The organism is Modestobacter versicolor (assembly GCF_041028285.1).
GTDB classification, from domain to species: Bacteria; Actinomycetota; Actinomycetes; order Mycobacteriales; family Geodermatophilaceae; genus Modestobacter; species Modestobacter versicolor_A.
Genome location: NZ_JABGDB010000001.1, coordinates 252,332 through 269,173, shown reverse-complemented (window position 1 = coordinate 269,173; position 16,842 = coordinate 252,332). Strand labels below are relative to the sequence as shown.

Below are 16,842 nucleotides of genomic sequence, written 5' to 3'. Positions count from 1 at the left end.
GACCGTGACCACGGTGACGAGGGCGTACGTGAGCCGGGTGGCCGGCTTGACCGTCTTCGACCCCAACGGCGACCGGGTGGGGAAGGTGCGCGACGTGCTCGTCGCGCTGCGGGTCGACACCGCCGCACCCCGGGCGCTGGGGCTGATCGTCGAGGTGGTCGCCCGCCGCCGGATCTTCGTGCCGATGGGCCGGGTGACCGGGCTGGACGCCACCTCGGTGATGCTGTCGTCGGGCACGCTGAACCTGAAGCGGTTCGAGCAGCGGGCCGGCGAGACGCTGGTGCTGGGCGAGCTGCTGGACCGGTCGGTGACGGTCAACGACACCGGCCGCCCCGCCGCGGTGGTCGACGCCGCGATCGAGCAGACCCGCACCGGCGACTGGGTGCTGTCCCGGCTCGCGGTGTCCGAGCCCGGTCGGCTGGGCCGCCGCGGCCAGCTGCACCAGCTGGCGTGGGACGAGGTCAGCGGGCTGACGCTGCCGCAGTCCGGGCAGAGCGCCGAGACGCTCATCGCCACCTACCGTGAGCTCAACGCCGCCGACGTGGCGCACGCGCTGCAGGAGCTGCCGATCAAGCGGCGGCACGAGGTGGCCGAGGCGCTGGACGACGAGCGGCTGGCCGACGTCCTCGGCGAGCTGCCCGAGGCCGAGCAGATCGTCATCCTGGGCACGCTTCAAGAGCGGCGGGCCGCCGACGTGCTGGAGGCGATGGACCCCGACGACGCCGCGGACCTGCTGGCCGAGCTCTCGCACGTCGACCGGGACCGGCTGCTGGAGCTGATGGAGCCCGACGAGGCCGAGCCGGTGCGGCAGCTGCTCAAGTACTCCGAGGACACCGCCGGCGGGATCATGACCAGCGAGCCGGTGATCCTGGCGCCGGACGCGACGATCGCCGAGGCGCTGGCCCGGGTGCGCTCCCCCGAGCTGACCCCGGCGCTGGCCAGCCAGGTCTACGTCTGCCGGCCGCCGTCGGCGACGCCCACCGGCCGCTACCTCGGCCTGGCACACATCCAGCGGCTGCTGCGCGAACCCCCGTCGACGCTGGTCAGCGGGGTGCTCGACGACCTCGACCCGCTGCGGCCGGAGGCACCGCTGGCCGAGGTGACCCGGTACTTCGCCACCTACAACCTGGTCGCCGCCCCGGTCGTCGACGTCCAGGGTCGGCTGGTCGGCGCGGTGAGCGTCGACGACGTGCTCGACCACCTGCTGCCCGAGGACTGGCGCGAGCGGGCCCGGCGTGGCTGACGACCGCCGGCCCGAGCAGCGGCTGGACCAGCCGCGCGGCACCCGGAACCTCGGCCAGTGGCTGCGGCTGGACCCCGACGCGGTCGGCCGGTTCGCCGAGGGCATCGCCCGCTTCCTGGGCACCGGCCGGTTCCTCGCCGTCCAGACCATCATCGTGATCGTCTGGATCGTGCTGAACGTGGTCGCGGTGCGGCTGCGCTGGGACCCCTACCCCTTCATCCTGCTGAACCTGGCGTTCTCCACCCAGGCCGCCTACGCCGCGCCGCTGATCCTGCTGGCGCAGAACCGGCAGGCCGACCGCGACCGGGTGCAGTCCGAGGAGGACCGCAGCCGGGCCGCCGCGACGCGCGCCGACACCGAGTACCTGGCCCGCGAGCTCGCCTCGCTGCGGGTCGCGGTCGGCGAGCTCGCGACCCGCGACTTCATCCGCGGCGAGCTGAACCGGCTGGTGCCCGAGGACGGCTCGGAGGACGGCGTGGAGCGCAAGAAGAAGAAGAAGCGCCGGGAGCCGGGGGACGCAGCGCCCGCGACCAGCCCGGCGAGCTGACCCGGCCGGCGTCGGGGTCGCCTGCGCCGTAGTGACACGCTGCACATCGAGCAAGCTTGCACACTGTGCAGCGAACGGCGCATCCTCGTCGGGTGACCGAGAAGGGCCTGCGCGAGCGCAAGAAGGCCGACACCCGCGCCGCGCTCGCCGCAGCGACGCTGCGGCTGGCCACCGACCGGGGCTGGGACGCGGTCACCGTCGAGGCGATCGCCTCCGCGGCCGACGTCTCCTACCGCACGTTCTTCAACCACTTCTCCAGCAAGGAGGAGGCGCTGCTGCAGCCGGGCGGGCCGGAGCAGGAGCGGCTGTCCACCCGGCTGCGCGCGGCGCCGGCCGAGCTGCCCGCGCTGGCCGCCGTCCGCTGGGCGGTGCACCGGGAGCTGGCCGACCTGGAGGCCGACCCGCTGGCGCTGCGCGAGCGGATGGCCGTGCTGATGTGCACCCCGTCCCTCCTCCCCCGGCTGGTGCAGACCAGCGCGACCGACGAGCGCGAGCTCGCCCTGGCGCTGGCCGACCGCACCGGCCTCGACGCCGACACCGACCTGCTGCCGGCCCTGCTGGCCGCCGTCGTCTCCGCCGCCCTCCGGGTCAGCCTGCTGCGCTGGCAGGCCCGCGGCGGCACCACCTCGTTGACCGCGCTGGCGGACGAGGCGCTCGACGCCCTCGCCGCCGGTCTGCCGGCCGCGCACCACCACCCCACCACCCGTACCTGACAGGAGCACCATGACCAGCACGACCGACGTCGAGGGAGCCGCTGCGGCGAGCGCCCCGGCCGCCGCCATGAGCCGGCGGGAGGTCCTCCAGGCGCTGTCCGGCCTGATGATGGGGATCTTCGTCTCCATCCTGGCGGCGACCATCGTCTCCAACGCCCTGCCGGTGATCATCGCCGAGCTGGACGGCAGCCAGTCGATCTACACCTGGGTGGTCACCGCCGAGCTGCTGGCGATGACGGTGACGGTGCCGCTGTGGGGCAAGCTGGCCGACCTGGTCAGCCAGAAGCTGCTGGTCCAGCTGTCCCTGGGGCTGTTCGTGGCCGGCTCGCTGCTGGCCGGGTTCTCCCAGGACACCACCATGCTGATCGTCGCCCGGGTCGTCCAGGGCATCGGCGCCGGCGGCCTCACCGCCCTGGTGCAGATCGTGATGGCCTCGATCATCCCGCCGCGCGAGCTGGGCCGGTACGCCGGCATCTTCGGCGCCGTCTTCGCCGTCGCGACCGTCGCCGGGCCGCTGATCGGCGGCGTCATCGTCGACACCTCGTGGCTGGGCTGGCGCTGGTGCTTCTTCATCGGCGTGCCCTTCGCGCTGGCCGCGATCGTGCTGCTGCAGAAGACGCTGAAGCTGACGACGGTCCGCCGCCGCGACGTGCGCATCGACTGGCTCGGCGCGCTGCTGATCACCGCCGGCGTCAGCCTGCTGCTGGTGTGGGTCACCCTCGCCGGGGACCGCTACGACTGGCTGTCCGCCGAGACGGCGCTGATGGTCGGCGGCTCGCTGGTGCTGCTGGCGCTCGCCGTGCTGGTGGAGTCCCGGGTCGCCGAGCCGATCATCCCGCTGGACATCTTCCGCAACCGCACGATCACCCTGACCGTCGCCGCCAGCGCGCTCGTCGGCGTCGCGCTGTTCGGCGGGACGGTCTTCCTCTCCCAGTACTTCCAGATCTCCCGCGGCTACTCCCCGACCGCGGCCGGGCTGCTGTCCCTGCCGCTGATCGGCGGGCTGCTGGTCTCCTCCACCGTGGCCGGCGCGCTGATCACCAAGACCGGGCTGTGGAAGCGGTACCTGGTCGCCGGGGCCGCGCTGATGACCGTCGGCTTCGGCCTGCTCGCCACGATCTCGGCCGGCACGTCGATGTGGCTGATCGGCACGTACATGGCCGTGCTGGGCGTGGGCGTCGGCATGCTGATGCAGAACCTGGTGCTGGCCGCGCAGAACGACGTCCCGGCGCGGGAGCTCGGTTCGGCCACCTCGGTGCTGAGCTTCTTCCGCAGCCTGGGCGGCACGATCGGCGTCAGCGCGCTCGGCGCGGTGCTGGCCGCGTCGGTCACCCGGGACCTGTCGGTGCTCGGCGGCTCCTCCGACGGCGGCACCACCGTGCCGGACGTCACGACCCTGCCCGCCGAGGTCCGCACCCTGGTGCAGGACGCCTACGGCGACGCGACCGCGGAGCTCTTCCTGATCGCCACCCCGCTGGCCGCCCTGGCCCTGGTGGTCGTGCTCTTCCTCAAGGAGAAGCCGCTGAAGACCACCAGCGGGGCCGAGCGGCTGGCCGAGGAGCAGGCCCAGCTGCCCGTGCACTGACCCCCACCGGCTGCCGTGGTCCCCTTGCCGGGGGCCGCGGCAGCCGGCTGTCCGGGGTCAGCCGGTGACGACGTGCACCAGCGCACCGGCGGCGCCGGCCAGCACCAGGACGACGATGAACGGCGCCCGCAGGGCCAGCGCGAGGGCGGCCACCGCCAGCCCCACCAGCCGGCCGTCGGCCACCAGCGCGCCGTCCGAGGTCGCCGCCTGGACCGCGACGAGCGCCGCCAGCAGGGCCGCCGGGACGAACTCCACGACCCGGGTCACGGTCGGCCGCTGCACCCACGCCGCCGGCACCGACAGCCCGGCGAGCTTGAGCAGGTAGCAGCCGAGGGCGCCGGCGAGCACCACGGTCCACAGCGTCGACGAGCTCACCGGGCCTCCTCCGGACGACGGGGCCGGCCGGCCAGGGCGACCGCGACGACGGCCAGCACGACCTGCACCCCGGCCGGCACGAACGGGGTGAGCGCCAGCGCGACGACCGCCCCGCCGAGCGCGACCCGGCGCTGGACGGCGGCCTCCGCGGCGCCGCGGGTGAGCCGGGGCCACAGCAGGGCGAGGAACGCGGCCGGGACCACGGAGTCCAGCGCCGCCTGCGCGGTCTCCCCCAGCGCGCCGGCGCCCAGCGCCCCGAGCAGCGTGGTGGCGTTCCAGCCGAGGTAGATGGTGGCGCCGGTGACCCAGAAGGCGAGCTTGCCCAGCTCCCGGTCGGGGGCGGCGACCGCCATCGCCGTCGTCTCGTCGATGACCAGGTGCGCCGCGCCCGCCCGGCGCAGCCAGCCGCGCGGCGCCAGCATCGGGGCCAGCCGGACGCCGTAGACGGTGTTGCGGGTGCCCAGCAGCAGCGCGCTGCCGACGGCGGCAAGCGCTCCCCCGCCGGCACCGACCACCCCGACGAGCGCGAACTGCGAGGCGCCGGTGAACATCAGCGCCGACATCGCCAGCGCCTGCCAGGCGTCCAGGCCGGCACGCACCGCGGCCGCGCCGAACGCGACCCCGTAGAGCCCGACGGCCACGCCCAGCCCGACGGCGTCCCGGAGGGTGGCCGTGCGGGCCGAGGTGGTCACCGCACGACCCTAGGCACAGCGGTCCCGGCACCGACACCGCCGTCCCGGCCGGGCACCGGCGGAGAGCTGCCACGAGGGGCAGGTCCGCCGCCGGCACCGTCGCGCTACCGACCCGGGGCGTCCGTGCGGCGCAGCGCGGCCAGGTGGCCGACGACGGCGTCCAGGGCCTGCTCGACCGCCGCCCGACCGCGCTCCGTGTCCGGGCCGGTGTCGAACCCGTGCTCGGCCGCCGGGACCTCGATGGTCGTCAGGCCGGCGGGCCGCGCCGCGAGCAGCGCCTGCTGCCCGGCCACGAAGGCCGGCAGCTCGTGCTCGACGAGGGTGAGCACCGCGGGGGTGCCGCCGAGCCCGTGCAGGGCATCGGCCAGGGACGGCCAGCCCGGGATGTCCTCGGTCGGCAGCAGCGGGTAGGTCAGCGCCACGCACCGCAGCCAGTCGTGACCGGCGGCCAGCAGCGGGTAGGCCAGCGGACCACCGCCGGAGAAGAACCAGACGGCCACCGCGTCGCCGTCGACCTCGCTGCTGCTGCGCACCGCGGACAGCACCCGGTCCAGCGTCGCCGCCGCCTCGGGGTAGCGCATGCCGCCGGTCAGCTCGTGGTCGAACACGACGGCGGCCACGCCCCGGTGCGCGAGCTGCGAGGCGTACGCGCGGAAGAACGGGGTCCGGCGCGGGAGCACCGGCGGGGGCTCCGGGAAGAGGCCGTGCACCAGCAGGACGACGGGCGGGCGCCCGGCCTGCTCGGGCAGGAAGAGGTCGAGGTCGCCGCGGTCCACGGCGTCGGCGGGGCGGGTGGGGAGCACGAGGTCGGGGCCGTGGTTCACGTCGGTTCCTGTCCGTGGTCGGGGAGCTGGCGGATGCGGTCGGTGAGGGTCGCCAGCACGCGGGCGCACCGGGCGAGCTCCTCGACGTCGAGGTCGGCGGTGACGCGGTCGAGCGCGGCCAGCTCGCGTGCGTGCACGTCGGCGAAGGTCTGCCGGCCGTGCTCGGTCGCCGCGACCAGCCGCGAGCGCCGGTGCCGGGGGTTGTCCGCGAGTTCGACGAGCCCGCGGGCCGCACCGGCGTCCACCAGGGCCTGGACGCTCTGCCGGGTGACCCCGAACTCGCCCGCCACCTGCGGGACGGTCATCGGACCCCGGTCGAGCACGAGCTCCAGCACGGCACGCAGCGGCACCGTCAGGCCGGTGCCCTGCAGCGCCTGCTCGACAGCGCGTCCGGAGGCCTGGTAGATCGGCCGCACCTGCGCCAGCACCCGGTACGCGGAGACCCCGGTGCGGCTCCCCCCGTCGTCGGGTGTCCCGGAGGTCGACGTCATGACAGCCAGCCTGTCATGTCGACAGGTGGACTGTCAACAGCCGCCGAGCCGGGTTGCGCTGCCTCACACCCCGGTCCGGGCAGGTGGGACGCCCGTCCGCCGTACAGTGGCAGGAGTCCGCGCGCAGGACCTCGAGCCACGGTCCCGGCAGCGCAGGCTCCCCGTCGAAGGAGACACATCCCGCATGACCGACACGCTGACCGGGTCACCGGCGCTCGATGCCGTGAACGCGGCACTGGCGACCGTCCAGGACCCGGAGATCAACCGTCCGCTGCCCGAGCTGGGCATGGTCAAGGACGTGCAGATCGGCATCGGGGGCGACCCGGGTGCCGTCCGCATCGAGGTCTACCTGACCGTCGCCGGCTGCCCGATGCGCGAGACGATCACCAACCGGGTCACCCAGGCCGTCGGCGCCGTCCCCGGGGTCACCTCCGTGCAGGTCGGCCTGGACGTGATGAGCGACGAGCAGCGCACCGAGCTGCGCAAGACCGTGCGCGGCACGGACGCGGCCGACCCGGTCATCCCGTTCGCCCAGCCGGGGTCGCTGACCCGCGTCTACGCCGTCGCCTCCGGCAAGGGCGGGGTGGGCAAGTCCAGCGTCACGGTCAACCTCGCCGCATCGATGGCGCGCAAGGGGCTGTCGGTGGGTGTCGTGGACGCCGACATCTACGGCCACTCGGTGCCCCGGATGCTCGGCGTCGACGACAAGCCGACCCAGGTCGAGAACATGATCATGCCGCCGCAGTCCTACGGCGTGAAGGTCATCTCCATCGGCATGTTCACCCCGGGCAACACCCCGGTCGTGTGGCGTGGCCCGATGCTGCACCGCGCGCTGCAGCAGTTCCTCGCCGACGTGTGGTGGGGCGACCTGGACGTGCTGCTGCTCGACCTGCCCCCGGGCACCGGTGACGTGGCGATCTCGGTGGCCCAGCTGGTGCCCAACGCCGAGATCCTGGTCGTGACGACGCCGCAGCTCGCCGCCGCCGAGGTCGCGGAGCGGGCCGGCGCCATCGCCACCCAGACCCACCAGCAGGTGGTCGGCGTCATCGAGAACATGTCGTGGCTGGAGCTGCCCGACGGCAGCCGGATGGAGGTCTTCGGCTCCGGCGGTGGCGAGGCGGTCTCCGACGCGCTGACCAAGACCCTCGGCGCCCGGGTGCCGCTGCTCGGCCAGATCCCGCTGGACACCCGGCTGCGCGAGGCCGGCGACGCCGGCGCCCCGATCGTGCTGGCCCAGCCCGACGCCCCCGCGGCCCAGGCGCTGGAGAAGATCGCCGACGGCCTCGCCGTCCGGTCCCGCGGCCTGTCCGGGATGTCCCTGGGGCTCACCCCGGTCCGCCGGTAACCGCTCGGACACACGGACGGCCGGTCCCCTCAGGGGGCCGGCCGTCCTGCTCTAGTCCCGGGCGACAGCCCGGGCGGCCTCGGTGCAGGGGCCCGCGCCGAGCGTCAGCGAGGGGTGGGGGGGCACCGAGGTCCTTCCTCACGTCGCGTCGGCGTCGAAGGGCGGCGGGGTCGCGGAGTCGCGGGACCGGGTCCGCTGCGACGGGCGCACCCGCCCGGCCGCGGTGGCCGCCGTGGCCCCCGCCGTGCCGGTGGCGCTGCCGCGGCGCACCGGGGCGTCGTCGTCGGCGAGCAGCTGGCTGCGGATGAAGGTCTTCGGGTGGTACTGGCGCAGGTCGACGTCGCGCAGGTGGTCGAAGTCGTCACCGAGCGAGTCGTGCAGCTGACCGCGGACCCCGGTGATCGCCTCCCGGGCCTTCTTCAGCCCGCTCGCGGCGTCCTTGGCCAGCGACGGCAGGCGCTCGGGGCCGAAGATGAACAGCGCCGCCAGCGCCAGGACCACGATCTCGCCCCAGCCGATCGAGTCGAACACCGTGCCTCCTCACCCGCCGTCGCGCCGGACCGCGCGCCGCGGTCGTGTCCAGCGTAGGTGGGGCGTCTGTCCGACAGCTGAGCAGCGGCCCAACAGCCGGTGGACGGACCCCGTTCCGCTCAGGTCCGGCCGCCTCGCAGGGGCCCACCGCGAGCTCGCGAGTGGTGGGGGGCGAGGTGGTCCTCTCGCTAGGCCTCGATGAGCGTGGCCTGCACCTCGCGCGAGCCGCCGCCGCGGACGAGCTCCAGCGTGATCGTGTCCCCCGGGTCGTGGGAGTCCACCGCGACCACCAGTTCCTCGGAGCTGGCCACCGGCTCGCCGTCGACGGCGATCACGACGTCCTGCTCCTGCACGCCGGCGTCGGCCGCAGGGCTGCCCGGCTCGACGTTGACCACCAGGGCGCCGTCCCGGGTGCCGTCGGTGACCGTGCGGGCGTTGACGCCCAGCGAGGCGTGCACCGCGCTGCCGGTGGAGATCAGCTGCTCGGCGATGTCGCGCACCGTGTCGATCGGGATGGCGAAGCCCAGGCCGATCGAGCCGCCGGTGGTGCCGTTGCCGCCGACCGAGGCGATGGCGGTGTTGATGCCGATCACCGCACCGGTGCCGTCGACCAGCGCGCCACCGGAGTTGCCCGGGTTGATCGGGGCGTCGGTCTGCACCGCGGAGATGACCGCGTTGGTGTCGCTGCCCTCGCCGGACAGCCGCACCGGCCGGTCCAGCGCGCTGACGATGCCGCTGGTCACGGTGCCGGCCAGCCCGAGCGGGGAGCCGATGGCCACCACCGGGTCGCCGACGACGAGGTCGTCGGACGTCCCGAGGCTGGCCGCGGCCAGCCCCGGCTTCTCGACCTTGAGGACGGCGAGGTCGCTGGCCGGGTCGCGCCCGACGATGCGCGCCTCCGACCCGCTGCCGTCGCTGAAGACCGCGCGGATGGTGGCGTCGTCGGCGTCGGCAGCACCGGACACGACGTGGTTGTTGGTGACGATGTAGCCGTTCTCGGCGTCGACCACGACCCCGGACCCGGTGGCGCCCGCGTTGGTCAGCTGCACCTCGATCGAGACCACGGCCGGCGTGACCCGGCCGGCGATGTCGGCCACCGAGCCCGGCTCCCGGCTGACGCCCGGGGAGACCGAGGACAGCTCGGTGCCCGGGGACAGCAGCGGCTGCTCGGTGGCGTTGCGGCCGAGGAACCAGGCGGTGGTGCCGCCGATGACGCCGACGAACAGCAGGCAGAGCAGGGCGAGCACGCTGAGCCGGACGGAGACGTCGCGCAGCCGGAGCTTCCGCCGTCCCGCGGCGTCGACGACGACCGGGCCCTCCTGGTCGTCGACCTCCACCGGGTACTCGGCGGGCGCGCCCAGGCCGGCGGGCGAGTACGGGTCGCGCCAGGGGTCGGCGGTCGCGTCCGGCTTCCAGAACGGGGCCGCGGCGGTGCGCCGGGCGCCGCGCCGGCCGCCGGGCGGCTCACCGAGGCCGCCGGCCCCGTCGCGCGGCGCGAAGGCGCGCAGCACGGCCTCGGGCGGGGGCGGCGGTGCCGGCCGCGGCGCCATGGTCGGCCGGTCACCGCCGAAGGAGCCGGCGACCTCCGCCGGGCGGCCGAACGCGGCCTGCTGGGCGGGCTGCGGCGGTGGCGCCTGCGTCGGGGCCGGCCGCAGCCGGTCCGCGGTGGGCGCGAAGGCGCCCGTCGTCCCGGCCGGGCGGGCGAACGCCGCCGACGACGCGTCCGCCGCGCCGTCAGGGGCGGCGGGGTCGGTGGCGCGGGGGTCGGCCGGGCCGGGTGGCGCCTGGTCGGGCTCGGTGCCGGGCGTCGTGGTCAGGGCGTCCCGCCGGGGGGCAGGGAGCTGGTGGACCCGACCGTGACGGTGCGGACGACGGGCGGGACGACGTCGGTGCGCTCGCCGGTGTCGACGCTGCGGACGGCGCCGGCGGACGGCCCGGTGAGCTCGTCACCGACGCCCGCGGCGACCGGGACGGCGACCGCGAGCACCGCGACGCCCAGCCCGATGCCGGCCAGCGCGCCGGTCATGCCGCCGCGCAGCCAGCGGGAGCTGCCACCGGTGTCGGCGGCGCGCGCCGGGCGCTCGGCCGGCGTGAGCGGGATGGCCCACGACCCGCCGGCACCGCTGATGGTCAGGCCGTCGGCTCCGGCGCTCAGCGTGCCCAGCCCTCCGCCGCCGGGCACGTCGGCGGTGAACGGGATGGCCTTCAGCCGGGAGAGCAGGTCGCAGGGGACGGCGACGTCGGCGTCGCGCTGCAGGGCGGCCTTGGCCTCCCGCTGCGCCGCGACCGCCATCCGGCACTGCCCGCAGCCGGCGAGGTGGCGGGCCGCCCGCTCGGCCGCACCGCAGGAGAGCTCGCCGTCGACGAGCGCCGCCACGGCCTCCTGGGCGAGGTGCCCCTGCGGGGTGTTCACTGCGCCTCCGCCATCGGAGCCCGGCCGGGGGCCAGGTGGGCCAGCGCCTCGCGGAGCTGGACGCGGCCGCGGTGGATGCGGCTGCGCACGGTGCCCAGCTTGATGCCGAGCGTCGCGGAGATCTCCTCGTAGGTGAGGCCCTCGATGTCGCAGAGCACCACGGCGACGCGGAACTCCGGCGACAGCGCGTCGAGCGCGGCCTGCACCTGCGGGTCGAGGTGGGTGTCGGCGTAGACCTGCTCCGGCGAGGGGGCGGTGCCGGGCAGCCGCTCGGTGTCCTCGGGCAGGGCGTCGAACCGGATCCGCTGGCGGCGCCGCACCATGTCGAGGAACAGGTTCGTGGTGATCCGGTGCAGCCAGCCCTCGAAGGTGCCCGGCGAGAAGTCCGCGAGCGAGCGGAACACCCGGACGAACGTCTCCTGGGTGAGGTCCTCGGCGTCCTGCTGGTTGCCGGAGAGCCGGTAGGCGAGGCGGTAGACCCGGGCGGAGTGGTCGCGGACGACCTGCTCCCAGGTGGGGGCGACCCAGCCCTCGGCCGCGTCGGCGGCCGGCTCGGGCTGCGCCGGACCCGCGGGTCCGGCCGCATCGGGTGCGGTCACGGCCCCAGGATCGCAGACGGCCGTCGACGGCACCTCCCCAGCGGGGGTGGTGCCCTGGTCGGGGCGCTGACTGGTGGCACGCGAGAGACGCACGTCCGGTCCAACGGGCGGGGCCGTTCCCGGTGTTCCCGCTCACCCCGGACCCACAGGGAGTTCCCAGGCAGCGCCGCCGGCGGCGCACCCGGCGGGGCGCGCACCGGGCCCGCGCCACTACCCTCGCCCGGTGACCAGCGTTGCCGGACCCCCTCCGCCGGGTGGGTCCCCGACCGGCGCCGCGGCCTACGCCGACAGCTTCGCCACCGAGACCGCCGCGCAGCTCGCCGCCCGCAACCGCGCCCTGACGTCGGCCGCCGCGTTCGGCACCCCACTGCCCGTCGAGCCGGCCGTCGGCGCGACGCTGGCGATGCTGGCGGCCAGCTCGGACGCCCGCTCGGTCGTGTCCATCGGCAGCGGTGGCGGTGTCGCCGGGCTGTGGCTGCTGCAGGGGATGCGCCCGGACGGCGTCCTGACCGCGCTGGACGGCGACCCCGCCGAGCTGCGGGCCGCCCGCCGGGCCTTCACCGAGGCCGGCATGCCCTCGGGCCGCACCCGGCTGATCTTCGGCACGCCCGGCGAGGTGCTGCCCCGGCTCTCCCCCGGCGCCTACGACCTGGTGGTCTGCGACGGCCCGCCGGTGGAGTTCGCCGCGCACCTGGCCGGGCTGCTGGGGCTGATCCGGCACGGCGGGTCGCTGGTCTGCCACGGGCTGCTGGCCGAGGGCAGGATCGCCGACCGGTCCGCCCGCGACCCGCAGAGCGTGGCCTGGCGGGAGATCGCCCGCACCCTGCGCGAGGACGAGACGCTGGTCTGCGCGGTGCTGCCGATCGGCACCGGCCTGCTGGTCGCCACCCGGCACGGCTGACCCCGGTGGGCTCCCCGGTGCGCGCCACGGTCGTCCGGGCCGCGGAGGGTGAGCGGGTCGACGCGGCGGGCGTGGCCCACCTGTTCAAGCTGACCGGCGGCCGGCTGGGCCTGGAGCGGTTCGACGTCCCGCCGCTCACCGTGGGCGCCGGGCCGCACGTGCACGGCTCGCACGACGAGTACTTCTACGTCCTCGGCGGGACGCTGACCGTCACCACGGACGACGGCGAGGTCGAGCTGTCCACCGGCGACCTGGCCGCGGCCCCGCGCGGGGCGCTGCACGGCTACCGGAACGCCTCGCCGGACACCCCGGCCACGGCGCTGTGCCTCTACACGCCGCCCGGCTACGAGCAGTACTTCCGGGACGTGCACGCCGCGGCTGCCGACGGCGCCGAGGTCACCCCGGCGCTGCTGGCCGAGCTCCGCAGCCGGTACGACACCGAGAGCCGCTGACCCACCGGGCTGCGCCGTCCCGGTGGTGCCGGTGCGGGAGGACGACCGTCCCCCCGCACCGGCACCGGTCAGGTCAGTGCTCGTGGTCCCCGTGCTCGTGGTCGTCGCCGTGGTCGTCGCCGTCCGCGTGGTCCCCACCCTGGCCGCGGTCGTCCTCGAGGACACCGCACAGCGCCGGGTCCGTCGCCTCGGTGGGCAGCGACGGGTCCAGGTCGGACGGCACCGGGCCGCCGTAGACGCCGTCACCGTCGTAGTCGACGCCGTGCACGACCACGACGCCGCGACCCTCGGCGATCGCCTGGGCGACCTCCTGGCTCGTGGAGATCGCCGTCTCGCGCTGGTAGTCGATCGTGCCGCCGGTCGCGGTGTCGAAGCGGTCGATGGCCAGGGCGCTCGCCGGGCTGGTGTCCCCCTCGGTGGTGAGCGAGGCGACGATGCCGCCGTAGGCCGGGGCCCCCTCGGTGGTGTTCAGCCGGCCGTCGCCGTTCACGTCGTCGGCCAGGCCGGGGCACTCGTTGCGCGCCTGCTCGCCGAAGTGGATGTGCGCGGCGTGCGGGGCGTTCTCGAGCAGCCCGTAGGCGGTCAGCCGGAAGGCGTCGATCATGCCGCCGTCCTCGAACTCGACCGTGGCGGTGCCGCCGCCCTCGACGCCGTTGCCGGGGACGGGCGTCAGGTGTGCGACCACCTGGTCGGGCGGGCCGCCGGAGTAGTCCTCGTCGCCTGCGCTGGCGGGCGAGGCGACCAGGGCCAACCCCAGGACGGGGGTGAGCAGTGCGAATGCGCGGAGCTTGGTGGACATCGGGTTCTCTCTCCGTTGAGTGGGTGCCGGTGTGCCGGCCGTGCACCCGTGGTTCGGCGCTGCGCGCCGTCCGGATGCCGTGCGGACGCACTTTCCTGCACCCGATCCGCCCGCCCCAGCGCGGCGTGACTCAGACCACCACCTCGCCTCCTCCGCGTGGCCACCCCGAGCCGACGGCCCGCTCGCGCCGACGCCGACGTCGGCCGACGCGGGTCAGCGGAAGGGGAACTCCGCCTCGAGGTCCCACGGCCCGCCGCGGTAGTGCCACAGGCCCAGTCCGCGCCCGGTCACCGTCTCCGGTACGAACGCCGCCGACAGGTCCGCGTGCAGTGCGCGGGCGACGTCGGGTTCGACCTTGTTCTGCACGGTGACGTGCGGGCGCGACCACTGCCGGTCCTGCCGGGTGAGCCACGGGTCGAAGGCCGCGGCCAGTGCCCGGCGCAGTGCGGTGAGCTCCGGCGAGGCCAGGTCCAGCGCGACGCCGCGGCCCAGGGACCGGACGCCGGTGACCGCGACGTCGAACGGCGACCGCGCGGCGGCCGCCCGCAGCTCCCCGGTCACCTCGCCGAGGTGCTCACCCGGCAGCGCGTGGAACAGCGTGACGTGCGCCCGCAGGTGGTTCCGCTCCGCCGGGAAGTGCGCCGCCCGCAACCGGTCGAACCGCTGCTGGGCGTCCTCGTCCAGCAGCAGCGTCAGGACCAGCGGATCGCTGCTGGAACGGCCCTCGTGCAGGGGCCCGCTGCGAGCGGAGCGAGCCGTGGGGGGCACGAGGGTCCTTCAGCTGATGGCGCGGGAGCCCTTGCCGAGGACCACCACGCCACCCGCGCTGACCTGGTAGCGCTCCCGGTCGCGGTCCAGGTCGACGCCGATCTGCGCGCCCGGGGGGACGACGACGTTCTTGTCCAGGATCGCCCGCCGCACGATGGCGCCCTCGCCGATGTGCACGCCGTCCATCAGGATGCTGCCCTCGACCCGGGAGCCGCGCTCCAGCCGCACGCCGGGCGAGACGACCGAGCCGTGCACCGAACCGCCGTCGATGATCACCCCGGCGCTCACCATCGACTCCTCGGCCCGGCCGCCGAGCACGAACTTCGCCGGCGGCAGCATGGGCGGGAGGGTGTAGATCGGCCAGCGGTCGTTGTACATGTTGAAGATCGGGCTGACCGAGACCAGGTCCATGTGCGAGTCGTAGTAGGCGTCGAGCGTCCCCACGTCGCGCCAGTAGCCGTGGTCGCGCTCGGTCTCCCCCGGCACCACGTTGCTGGAGAAGTCGTAGACGTGGGCGTCGCCGGCGGCGGCCATCATCGGCATGATCGAGCCGCCCATGTCGTGCACGGAGCTCTCGTCGGCGGCGTCGACCCGCAGCGCCTCGAGCAGCGCGTCGGTGCTGAAGACGTAGTTGCCCATCGACGCGAAGGTCTCGTCGGGGTTGTCCGGCAGGCCGGGCGGGTCGGACGGCTTCTCCAGGAACTGCAGGACCTTGCCGTTCTCGTCGGCGTCGATGACCCCGAACTCGGAGGCGTCCTTGCGCGGCACCCGCAGGCCGGCGACCGTGACGCCGGCACCGCTGGCCAGGTGCTGGTCGATCATCTGCGCCGGGTCCATCCGGTACACGTGGTCGGCGCCGAAGACGACGACGATCTCGGGCCGGTCGTCGTAGATCAGGTTCAGGCTCTGGTAGATCGCGTCGGCGCTGCCGGTGTACCACCGCGGGCCGAGCCGCTGCTGGGCCGGGACCGGGGTGATGTAGCTGCCCAGCAGGGTCGACATCCGCCACACCGTGGTGATGTGCCGGTCCAGCGAGTGGCTCTTGTACTGGGTGAGCACCGCGATCCGGCGGATGTCGGCGTTCACCAGGTTGGAGAGCACGAAGTCGATGAGCCGGTAGTTGCCACCGAAGGGGACCGCGGGCTTGGCCCGGTCCTGGGTCAACGGGGCGAGCCGCTTCCCCGCTCCACCAGCCAGCACGATGCCGAGTACTCGGGGGCCGCCACGCATGGGGGCAACGTATCGGCTGCGCTGCCCGTTCGCTCCCTCCGCCCCCGCCTTCACCACCTAGGGTGACCTGGTGCGCGTAGGCATCGTGACCCGAGAATGGCCGCCGGACGTCTACGGAGGGGCCGGGGTGCACGTCGAGCACCTCGTCGCCGCGATGCGGGGGCTGGAGGACGGACCGCAGCTCGAGGTCCACGCCTTCGGCGGTCCGCGGGAGGACGCCGCGGGGTACGGCGTGCCCGCCGGGCTGCGCGAGGCCAACGGCGCCCTGCAGGCCCTCGGCGTCGACGTGGAGATCGCCGCGGCGCTCGGCGGCGTCGACCTGGTCCACTCGCACACCTGGTACGCCAACCACGCCGGTCACCTGGCCGCGCTCGTGCACGGCGCCGCGCACGTGGTCACCGCTCACTCCCTCGAGCCGCGCCGGCCGTGGAAGGCCGACCAGCTCGGCGGCGGGTACCGGCTCTCCTCCTGGGTGGAGCGCACCGCCTACCTGTCCGCCGACGCGGTGATCGCGGTCAGCCGCGGGATGCGCGCCGACGTGCTCGACGTCTACCCCGACCTGGACCCGGCGAAGGTGCACGTGGTCGGCAACGGGGTCGACGCGCAGGCGTACCGGCCGATCGAGGCGCCGGACGTCGTCCGGGGGCTGGGTGTGGACCCCGACCGGCCCTACGCGCTGTTCGTCGGCCGGATCACCCGGCAGAAGGGCCTGATGCACCTGCTGGCCGCCGCCGAGCAGCTGCCGCCCGAGGCCGGGCTGGTGCTGTGCGCCGGGGCCCCGGACACCCCGGCCGAGCGCCAGCAGGTGGCCGACGCCGTCGCCGAGCTGCAGACCCGCCGCTCGGGGGTCGTCTGGATCGAGCAGATGGTGCCCCGCGACCAGCTGGTGCCGCTGATCACCGGCGCTACGGTCTTCGTCGTCCCGTCGGTGTACGAGCCGCTGGGCATCGTCAACCTCGAGGCGGCCGCCTGCGGCACCGCGGTGGTGGCCAGCGCGGTCGGCGGCATCCCCGAGGTCGTCGACGACGGCCGCACCGGGCTGCTGGTGCCCTACGACGCCGACCGGCCGGCGGAGTTCGCCGCCGGCCTCGCCGCGCGGATGGGCGAGCTGCTCGCCGACCCGGCCCGGGCGGCGGCGATGGGCGCTGCGGGGCGCGAGCGGGTGCTGGCCGAGTTCGGCTGGCCGGCCATCGCCCAGCAGACCGTGCAGACCTACGCGACGGTGCTCGCCACCCGCGGCTGAGTCGCCGCACGATCAGGTGACCTGATCGTGCGTGCTCCTGGCTCACCGCACACCGTGAGCCAGGAGCACGTGCGGTGAGCCAGGACGCCGC

19 protein-coding genes are annotated in these 16,842 nt (G+C 75.1%); 8 read left to right on the top strand and 11 right to left on the bottom strand.

Annotated elements, in window-relative coordinates:
* Positions 1-4 precede the first annotated feature (4 nt).
* The 4 genes from HL054_RS01430 to HL054_RS01415 all read left to right on the top strand — a co-directional run bounded on the left by HL054_RS01430 (position 5) and on the right by HL054_RS01415 (position 4,088).
* The gene (locus HL054_RS01430; protein WP_369136904.1) at positions 5-1,243 is read left to right on the top strand and encodes a magnesium transporter MgtE N-terminal domain-containing protein; all 1,239 of its coding nucleotides are present in this window, start codon (positions 5-7) and stop codon (positions 1,241-1,243) included.
* On the top strand, positions 1,236-1,790 hold the full coding sequence (locus HL054_RS01425) for a DUF1003 domain-containing protein (RefSeq protein WP_369136903.1): 555 nt from the start codon (positions 1,236-1,238) through the stop codon (positions 1,788-1,790). Before HL054_RS01430 ends, HL054_RS01425 begins: the two co-directional genes overlap by 8 nt.
* A gap of 92 nt (positions 1,791-1,882) precedes the next feature.
* Positions 1,883-2,503: a TetR/AcrR family transcriptional regulator gene (locus HL054_RS01420; protein WP_369136902.1), complete on the top strand. Its 621-nt coding sequence runs from the start codon at positions 1,883-1,885 to the stop codon at positions 2,501-2,503.
* A 10-nt stretch (positions 2,504-2,513) separates the two neighbouring features.
* Positions 2,514-4,088, top strand: coding sequence for an MDR family MFS transporter (locus HL054_RS01415; protein ID WP_369136901.1), 1,575 nt, complete (start codon positions 2,514-2,516; stop codon positions 4,086-4,088).
* 57 nt (positions 4,089-4,145) lie between these two features.
* On the opposite strand, the gene HL054_RS01410 is transcribed toward HL054_RS01415, so the two are convergent.
* The 4 genes from HL054_RS01410 to HL054_RS01395 all read right to left on the bottom strand — a co-directional run bounded on the left by HL054_RS01410 (position 4,146) and on the right by HL054_RS01395 (position 6,470).
* A complete protein-coding gene (locus HL054_RS01410; RefSeq protein WP_369136900.1) occupies positions 4,146-4,463 on the bottom strand; it encodes an AzlD domain-containing protein in 318 nt (105 codons plus the stop codon).
* Positions 4,460-5,155: an AzlC family ABC transporter permease gene (locus HL054_RS01405; protein ID WP_369136899.1), complete on the bottom strand. Its 696-nt coding sequence runs from the start codon at positions 5,153-5,155 to the stop codon at positions 4,460-4,462. The genes HL054_RS01410 and HL054_RS01405 overlap by 4 nt, the downstream gene beginning before the upstream one ends.
* Before the next feature lie 104 nt (positions 5,156-5,259).
* Entirely contained in the window at positions 5,260-5,979 is a 720-nt protein-coding gene (locus HL054_RS01400; protein ID WP_369136898.1) for a dienelactone hydrolase family protein, read from the bottom strand.
* A complete protein-coding gene (locus HL054_RS01395; protein ID WP_369136897.1) occupies positions 5,976-6,470 on the bottom strand; it encodes a MarR family winged helix-turn-helix transcriptional regulator in 495 nt (164 codons plus the stop codon). Before HL054_RS01395 ends, HL054_RS01400 begins: the two co-directional genes overlap by 4 nt.
* 184 nt (positions 6,471-6,654) lie before the next feature.
* Here HL054_RS01395 and HL054_RS01390 point away from each other — a divergent pair, with 184 nt between their 5' ends.
* Positions 6,655-7,815, top strand: coding sequence for an Mrp/NBP35 family ATP-binding protein (locus HL054_RS01390; RefSeq protein ID WP_369136896.1), 1,161 nt, complete (start codon positions 6,655-6,657; stop codon positions 7,813-7,815).
* 138 nt (positions 7,816-7,953) lie between these two features.
* Here HL054_RS01390 and HL054_RS01385 read toward each other — a convergent pair whose 3' ends face one another.
* From HL054_RS01385 to sigE, 4 genes are all read right to left on the bottom strand, one after another.
* The gene (locus tag HL054_RS01385; protein ID WP_369136895.1) at positions 7,954-8,346 is read right to left on the bottom strand and encodes a twin-arginine translocase TatA/TatE family subunit; all 393 of its coding nucleotides are present in this window, start codon (positions 8,344-8,346) and stop codon (positions 7,954-7,956) included.
* Between the two features lie 188 nt (positions 8,347-8,534).
* Positions 8,535-9,896 carry a S1C family serine protease gene (locus HL054_RS01380; RefSeq protein ID WP_369136894.1) on the bottom strand — a complete coding sequence of 454 codons (1,362 nt, stop codon included), beginning with the start codon at positions 9,894-9,896 and terminating at the stop codon, positions 8,535-8,537.
* A gap of 263 nt (positions 9,897-10,159) precedes the next feature.
* Complete coding sequence (locus HL054_RS01375; protein WP_369136893.1) at positions 10,160-10,759, bottom strand: anti-sigma factor family protein; 600 nt, start codon at positions 10,757-10,759, stop codon at positions 10,160-10,162.
* Positions 10,756-11,358, bottom strand: coding sequence for an RNA polymerase sigma factor SigE (gene sigE, locus HL054_RS01370; protein ID WP_369136892.1), 603 nt, complete (start codon positions 11,356-11,358; stop codon positions 10,756-10,758). The genes HL054_RS01375 and sigE overlap by 4 nt, the downstream gene beginning before the upstream one ends.
* A gap of 223 nt (positions 11,359-11,581) precedes the next feature.
* Between sigE and HL054_RS01365 the strand changes: the two genes are divergently transcribed.
* Both HL054_RS01365 and HL054_RS01360 read left to right on the top strand, forming a co-directional pair.
* The gene (locus tag HL054_RS01365; RefSeq protein WP_369136891.1) at positions 11,582-12,259 is read left to right on the top strand and encodes an O-methyltransferase; all 678 of its coding nucleotides are present in this window, start codon (positions 11,582-11,584) and stop codon (positions 12,257-12,259) included.
* Between the two features lie 17 nt (positions 12,260-12,276).
* Positions 12,277-12,711, top strand: a complete 435-nt coding sequence (locus HL054_RS01360) for a cupin domain-containing protein (RefSeq protein ID WP_369136890.1) — start codon at positions 12,277-12,279, stop codon at positions 12,709-12,711.
* A gap of 73 nt (positions 12,712-12,784) precedes the next feature.
* Here HL054_RS01360 and HL054_RS01355 read toward each other — a convergent pair whose 3' ends face one another.
* The 3 genes from HL054_RS01355 to glgC form a co-directional block, all read right to left on the bottom strand.
* Positions 12,785-13,510 (bottom strand): hypothetical protein, encoded by a 726-nt coding sequence (locus HL054_RS01355; protein ID WP_369136889.1) that lies wholly within the window; start codon positions 13,508-13,510, stop codon positions 12,785-12,787.
* A gap of 213 nt (positions 13,511-13,723) precedes the next feature.
* Positions 13,724-14,278, bottom strand: coding sequence for a 2'-5' RNA ligase family protein (locus HL054_RS01350; RefSeq protein WP_369136888.1), 555 nt, complete (start codon positions 14,276-14,278; stop codon positions 13,724-13,726).
* A gap of 9 nt (positions 14,279-14,287) precedes the next feature.
* Positions 14,288-15,508, bottom strand: coding sequence for a glucose-1-phosphate adenylyltransferase (gene glgC, locus HL054_RS01345; RefSeq protein ID WP_369136887.1), 1,221 nt, complete (start codon positions 15,506-15,508; stop codon positions 14,288-14,290).
* 70 nt (positions 15,509-15,578) lie between these two features.
* On the opposite strand from glgC, the gene glgA reads away from it, so the two are divergent.
* Complete coding sequence (glgA, locus tag HL054_RS01340; protein WP_369136886.1) at positions 15,579-16,751, top strand: glycogen synthase; 1,173 nt, start codon at positions 15,579-15,581, stop codon at positions 16,749-16,751.
* The last annotated feature ends 91 nt before the right edge of the window (positions 16,752-16,842 follow it).